Below are 5,764 nucleotides of genomic sequence, written 5' to 3'. Positions count from 1 at the left end.
CCCGATAGCGGTCGGGTCCGGCAGGATCAACCGGTTTCTTGGGGGGGATGGGGGGGTTTGTTCGGGGGGGGTTGGGTTTGGGTGTGGTTGGGGGGGGTTGGATCATCCCCCAACCTTCCGCCCGGGCTGTTCCCGGGTGGTTTGGTTGGGGGGGACTCATTGTGCGGTTGGTTTCCTTGTTTTTGTGTTTTATAAGTTTTTTCTTCGTGGTTTTTGGTGTTGTTTATTCGTTCCAGAAGGGTTTTGTTCGTTGGTATTGTCGTTCTGCTTCTAGGATTTGTTGGTAGAGTTCTTGTTCTGTTTTGGCTTTTGGTAGGATTTTTCTTATTGCTGTTGTTGGTCCTACTCCGTGTGCTGCTAGGGCTGTTATGGCTTTTTTGCCGTATTGTAGGACTGCCAGTGCTGTTTGTGTTAGTTCTTGCCATTTTTCTTGTTCCTCCTTTGTTAGTCTTTGGTTTCTCCTTGCTTTCCTGGCTATTTCGTAGGTTCTTCGTGGGTCTTCTCCGTACTTTAGTACGGCTATTTGCCTCATTCCGCATCTTGGGCATTTGACTTGCTCTGGTATGTACTTGACCTTGGTTGTTGTGTGCCATCCGCAGTTTAGGCATAGTAGTGTTACTTCCCTTTCCTCGATTCTTTTCTTTAGTAGTTGTAGGATTGTGGTTGTTGGTATTCCCTGGATTGCTGTGTCGTATTTGCTTGCTTGGTTTATTATGTGTTGGGCTGTTAGTGTGTATTGCTCGGCCTTGATGACCCTTACGCTCACGCATCCCTCCCTGACCTTGCTTATTAATTGCTTGAGGGGTGTTGGGTTTATTTTTTCGGTGAGTACCTCCCTGATGACCTCCCTGTCCACGACGGTGTCCCTGAGGGCGGCTGCCAGCCTATCGATGTTCACGTCCACGGACTCCCTCGGCAGTACCCCGAACCTCCTCGCCACGTGTATGAACCTGTACCTATAAAGCCTGGTGTTTCTTATGGCGTCTCTCAACTCCTCATCAACGTAGTCCGGGCTTTGGCCTAGGGCCTCGGTTATTGCCTGGGGGGGTGGTATGCTTATTGGTGTTGTTATGAGGACCCTGTATGGGTCTGTGACGTAGGTCACGGCAACCCTATACCTCTGCCCAATGTACCTGGCTAGGTATAGGGCCAGTGCCTGATTCCCCTTTGTGCCTAGGCATGCGTGTATTACGGCATCCCTGCCCCTCCACTCGATGATTACTGCGTTGGTGAATTCCGTGACTCCCGTACCCGCCTGCTGCCTCAGTTCCTCAATGAGTGGGTTGGGGGGGACCTCCCTCGTTGGGTAGTTACTCAGCGCCGTGGTTGGGTCTGCACCGTTTGCCGCAGCCTTTATCAACTCCTCCCTCAGCCTGCACACCTCCTGGGCTACCTCGGTTGGTACTGGTATTTCCTCGCCGATCCAGGTGGGTACTGCGTTTAGGATTTGATTCAGTGGTTCTAGGACTACCTCCCCCCCCTTCTCGTGGTCTATGCCGACTATTCTCCAGGGCCTGCCCGCCAGTATTATCTGTGTGCCTGGCTCCGTGGTCTCCACGAACTCCTCGTCTAACTCGCCTATTGCCTTGTTAGTGACCATGTCCCTTGCCCTGTAGTGTTTTTGGTCTGGTATCATGGAGATGTTCTCGAAGTAGTACCTGTGGAGCCCCCTCCTCGGTGTTATTGTTCCGTCCTCGTTGATTCTAATGAGTCTGTTGCTCTCCATGAACCTCAGGACTTCCATGAGCTCCTCAGGCGTTAATTCCCTGTATGGGTGTGCCCTCCTCACCGTGTTTAGGATGTCATTGATTGTTAATGCCCTGCCCTCTATCTTGGCTTCGATCACCATGCCCGCGATTTGGTGGTGTAGCACGTCGAGGGCCTTCTCGTGGTACTCAACCTCCCCCCCCTCCAACTCGTTGTTTAGGGCTTTCCTGGCGATTACGAGGGATTCGAGGTAGTCGTCGGTGTCCCTGGCAATTACGTAACCGACGGCCCTCCTACCAAGCCTATGCCCACTCCTGCCGACCCTCTGGATTAGCTTTGTGACTTGCCTCGGGCTTGAGTACTGTATTACGGCGTCCACGTGCCCAATGTCTATTCCCAGCTCGAGGCTTGACGTGGTGACCACAGCCCTAACCCTACCACTCCTCAGGCCCTCCTCAAGGCCCTCCCTCTCCTCCCTGTCCAGTGATCCGTGGTAGACGCCCACGGCGTTTTCGCCGAGCACCCTACTGAGCCTATGCCCCCCCAGTAGTTCCGCCTCGTCCCTCGTGTTTGTGAAGATCAGCGTTGCCCTGTGAGAACCAACTATCTCGGCGATCCTCCTGAGCCTCGCGGCTGTTTCTGGCATTGTGTTCAACTCCTCAGCCAAGCCCACGTCCTCCTCGGAGGCCTCTGGGTACTCCACGCTTATCTCCATCTCCCTACTCACGTCCACGCTCACCACCTCCACTTGCCTACCCACGCCTGCTAGGAATTGGCTGGCTAGCTCGGTGTTTCCAATGGTTGCGGAGAGCCCAATCCTCTGGTACTCACCGGCTATGTTAGCGAGCCTCTCCAGGGCTATGGATAGTTGGGCGCCCCCCTCTCGTCATTCATCAACTCATGGAGCTCATCAACCACCACCCACCTAACATTCCTGAGAGCCCTCCTCATACTCCTCATCACCAGGATAACCTGGAGAGTCTCCGGCGTGGTTATGAGTATCGTGGGTGGCTCCCTAACCTGCCTCCTACGCTCACTCTCCGGCGTGTCGCCGTGCCTAACCGCCGTGGTTACACCCAACCTACTGGCTATCTCCCTGAGCCTGACGTTCACGTCTCTATTGAGGGCCCTCGCTGGCGTTATGTAAATCGCCGTGACACCTCCAGTCAAGCCCTCGCTCAGTATCTCGCTTATTATTGGGAACATGGCTGCCTCGGTCTTGCCGCTTCCCGTGGGCGCGGTGATTAGGACATTGGCGCCGTTGAGCACCCTGGGTATGGCCCTCTCCTGGACTGGCGTTGGCTCTAGGTAGCCAAACTCCTCAATCACATCCGCAAGCCTTGGGTGTAGGTACCTCCTCCAGAAATCGCTCATTAACCCGCCCAGCAAGGTGTTGGCACTACCCGGGCTTTATGAGTCTGTCTACCCCCGTTTTACAGGTGATGTATTGCCAAGCTATTAGGCCGTGCTTGGTCGGTATTTAGTACTCGGGGCTTGGCAAAAGTAATATAAATACTGTCTTGAGACGGACACAATTGGAATGCTGATAGTTGTTACGAGTGGTTCGAAGGGCGGGACGGGGAAGAGTACGGTTGCCCTTGGCTTATCGGCTATTCTTTCACTTAGGGGTTTTGGTCATGAGCTGTTTGATTACTCGTGTAGTCTCGGTGTGTGCACTGGCGTTTATTACTACCTCAGTGACTTTGTTGATGGTGTTAATAGGCTGTCTAAGCTTGTTAGGGTTAGGCAGGGCTTGCCTCCTCAGGGTTATGACGGCCTCGCCATCGTTGACCTGCCCCCCCAATGAGTATTGCCCAGCCTGAGTTCATTGATTTGTTGGGTAGGGCTGACGTGCTCGTTGTCGTTAGCTCCTACGAGCCCGACTCCGTGGTCTCTGCCGAGAGGGTTCTCGAGGCCTACCCAGGCAGTAGGGTTGTTAGGGTTTGCAATAGGATGCCCACTGAGGGTTGTAAGCACTACCTGAAGGTCACGCCCGAGTCCCCCCCTTCTTCGTGATTGGGGGGGAGCCCACGAACTTCAGGACATTCAGCGAGTTGGTTAATGAGCTTGGCTTCCTGGGCGAGGGTAGGTTTGAGAGGGTTGGTAGCAGTTCGTGGTTAATGGCGTTAGGGCTAAGCTCGTCGCCCGTTGGGACCCCCTACGCCATAATAGGCGTTGAGGTTTCGCAGAAGTGGTACTACGCCCTAATGCCGTTCACGAGGCCAATAGAGGAATTGGTCTCCATGGCACACCAGATGCTGGGCCCAACATACCTATCCAAGTTAGGTCTTGTAGATAATGCGATAGCGAAGTTGTTCAGGGCAGTTAAGCACTGAAGTTGCGCCGGGCCTGGCGCAACGTGGCCTCTACGTTGAACAAACCTAATTAGGGCTTGGGTGTTGGTTACCACATGGCGGTGGTACTAAGCTCTGTTAATCCGTATGCCGCCGCTGAATCGGCCATACAGGGCGTTGTGAGTAGTACTGTTGATTTCATGGCCTTCGTGGCTGCCGTACTAATATTAATAACGATAGCGGGGGGGCTCGGCCTCATTGGTTTTCTGGCTCTTGTCCAATCCCTAATTGGCTACTCACTCATTGAGTGGTCCAGTATTAGGCGTATTATTGGTGCCTTGGCCGCCATGGGCGTGATCTTCGCTCTATTAATGGGTATATTACCCGCCGTGCTCAACTCGGTTGGTTTAACGGCGGTGGCTTCAGCACTTAATAACTTCATGTCCATGGTGATGAACCACCTATCATCACTTGTCTAGCCCGTTACTCAAGGACAACCTTCATCAAATTCCTGGCATAACTCCTAATCCTCTCCGCAACCTCAAGTTGGTTATTGGCACCCTCCACGTATGGTATTACCGCGGCTACACCGTCAATCCTCAGGTTTTCCTTGACCATGTTCAACGCGTAGATGATGTGCTTCGTGCCAACCCTCGGTACCGTCCTCCTAATTAACTCCTCCCTTTCCCTGACCAGCGGTATTAATAGCTTGTCCGCAGCCTCTATCGCGCCCATCGTCAGCCCCAGGTTCACCGTGCTCATCGTGTCTATCACGAGGTTCTCCACGCCGTACTTATTAACCAATGTTTTCTCCAGAGCCCTGAGCATCCTCTGCACCTCAGTTGGTGCTATCTCGCCCAACTGCCTGAGCTCCAGGTATTCCCTGTGCCTTATTGGTATGACTATGTTCCCATCCCTCACATACATCATGTATTTACCACCACGCACGCTGTCTATTACGTCAATCCTGGGGGGGTTCAGGCCTAGGAGTAAGGATAAGGATCTATTGTCTGGGCTTAGGTCTATGTATGCCACGTTCTTAGTATTCATCATTAAGGCTAGCGTTATTGTCGTCTTCCCCCCCACACCACCCACGTTACCGCTGGTTACCGTTATCACCGTCATAGCCTCCTCCTAAGCTCCTCGAGCTTGTTCAGTAGGTTTTCAATTTCGCTCAGCGTCTTCACGATCTCGTTTAGCGTATTTATGTAGTTCTCTATCGTGGGCCTCATCTGCGTGAGCTTGTCTAGGTCATTCTTAATGCTCATTACCTCCTCAATCCTCCTGCTAAGTTCGTCTATGTAGCTTCTCAGGTCCGTTAGATTTTGTTGGTGGGGGGGAATTTGTGGCGGGTTGGTTGATTGGGTTTGGGCTAGCCCGAATTCATCCTTACCCTCATCATCTATTACGAGCTCCTCCTCAATCTCCTCATTACCTGTTAACCTCCTCTTCCTACCCAGTCCGAACATGATTCTTTAGTCGAGGTCCTCATTAATTAGTTTTACCCCTCACAACTTATTAAGGGGGGGTTTGCCTGTGGCTTTTTATGGGCTTGTTCCATAGCCGTTCAATTGGCGCTGTTGATGGTGAGGTTGTCTTTAGCCGTAGGGTTTCGTTTCGCGGCTTCCCGAGCACGGTGACGATTTACAGCACCATCTGGGGCAGTGGTTGTTTTGTGGATGTTGGTGACTCCGTGCTACCCGGCGTTGATTCTTTCGATCTTGAGTCCTTCATTGTGAGGCACATGCCCAGGGTTAGGGATG

General features: G+C 52.8%; 8 protein-coding genes and 1 pseudogene. 5 read left to right on the top strand and 4 right to left on the bottom strand.

Annotated features, from left to right (window positions below; all coding sequences use genetic code 11):
• Window positions 1-223 precede the first annotated feature (223 nt).
• Both JCM11217_RS11910 and JCM11217_RS17095 read right to left on the bottom strand, forming a co-directional pair.
• The gene (locus JCM11217_RS11910; RefSeq protein ID WP_243679399.1) at window positions 224-2,455 is read right to left on the bottom strand and encodes a helicase-related protein; all 2,232 of its coding nucleotides are present in this window, start codon (window positions 2,453-2,455) and stop codon (window positions 224-226) included.
• Window positions 2,456-2,565: 110 nt separating this feature from the next.
• Entirely contained in the window at window positions 2,566-3,081 is a 516-nt protein-coding gene (locus tag JCM11217_RS17095; RefSeq protein ID WP_243679398.1) for a DEAD/DEAH box helicase, read from the bottom strand.
• A gap of 166 nt (window positions 3,082-3,247) precedes the next feature.
• Here JCM11217_RS17095 and JCM11217_RS17090 point away from each other — a divergent pair, with 166 nt between their 5' ends.
• The 4 genes from JCM11217_RS17090 to JCM11217_RS11900 are packed head-to-tail and all read left to right on the top strand — an operon-like array spanning window position 3,248 to window position 4,480.
• Window positions 3,248-3,514 (top strand): hypothetical protein, encoded by a 267-nt coding sequence (locus JCM11217_RS17090; protein ID WP_243679397.1) that lies wholly within the window; start codon window positions 3,248-3,250, stop codon window positions 3,512-3,514.
• The gene (locus tag JCM11217_RS17085) at window positions 3,511-3,723 is read left to right on the top strand and encodes a hypothetical protein (protein ID WP_243679396.1); all 213 of its coding nucleotides are present in this window, start codon (window positions 3,511-3,513) and stop codon (window positions 3,721-3,723) included. The genes JCM11217_RS17090 and JCM11217_RS17085 overlap by 4 nt, the downstream gene beginning before the upstream one ends.
• Window positions 3,720-4,043, top strand: coding sequence for a hypothetical protein (locus JCM11217_RS17080; protein ID WP_243679395.1), 324 nt, complete (start codon window positions 3,720-3,722; stop codon window positions 4,041-4,043). The genes JCM11217_RS17085 and JCM11217_RS17080 overlap by 4 nt, the downstream gene beginning before the upstream one ends.
• Before the next feature lie 56 nt (window positions 4,044-4,099).
• Window positions 4,100-4,480 (top strand): hypothetical protein, encoded by a 381-nt coding sequence (locus tag JCM11217_RS11900; RefSeq protein ID WP_243679394.1) that lies wholly within the window; start codon window positions 4,100-4,102, stop codon window positions 4,478-4,480.
• Between the two features lie 4 nt (window positions 4,481-4,484).
• Here the strand turns inward: JCM11217_RS11900 and JCM11217_RS11895 are convergent, their stop codons facing one another.
• Window positions 4,485-5,126: a ParA family protein gene (locus tag JCM11217_RS11895; RefSeq protein WP_054843038.1), complete on the bottom strand. Its 642-nt coding sequence runs from the start codon at window positions 5,124-5,126 to the stop codon at window positions 4,485-4,487.
• A complete protein-coding gene (locus tag JCM11217_RS11890) occupies window positions 5,123-5,470 on the bottom strand; it encodes a hypothetical protein (RefSeq protein ID WP_054843037.1) in 348 nt (115 codons plus the stop codon). The genes JCM11217_RS11895 and JCM11217_RS11890 overlap by 4 nt, the downstream gene beginning before the upstream one ends.
• Before the next feature lie 77 nt (window positions 5,471-5,547).
• Between JCM11217_RS11890 and JCM11217_RS11885 the strand changes: the two are divergent.
• Window positions 5,548-5,764 (top strand): annotated as a pseudogene (locus tag JCM11217_RS11885) (secretion system protein E); the annotation flags it as partial.

This window comes from Vulcanisaeta distributa JCM 11217, assembly GCF_001316005.1.
In the GTDB taxonomy this organism is placed as follows: Archaea; Thermoproteota; Thermoprotei; order Thermoproteales; family Thermocladiaceae; genus Vulcanisaeta; species Vulcanisaeta distributa_B.
Note: the sequence above shows the minus strand (reverse complement) of the source record. Positions and strands in the feature narration are given on the sequence as shown.

Coding starts and splice junctions, on each gene's coding strand:
- JCM11217_RS17095 (WP_243679398.1), bottom strand. CDS start 3,081: ATGAGCGATTTCTGGAGGAGGTACCTACACCCAAGGCTTGCGGATGTG.
- JCM11217_RS17090 (WP_243679397.1), top strand. CDS start 3,248: ATGCTGATAGTTGTTACGAGTGGTTCGAAGGGCGGGACGGGGAAGAGT.
- JCM11217_RS17085 (WP_243679396.1), top strand. CDS start 3,511: ATGAGTATTGCCCAGCCTGAGTTCATTGATTTGTTGGGTAGGGCTGAC.
- JCM11217_RS11895 (WP_054843038.1), bottom strand. CDS start 5,126: ATGACGGTGATAACGGTAACCAGCGGTAACGTGGGTGGTGTGGGGGGG.
- JCM11217_RS11890 (WP_054843037.1), bottom strand. CDS start 5,470: ATGTTCGGACTGGGTAGGAAGAGGAGGTTAACAGGTAATGAGGAGATT.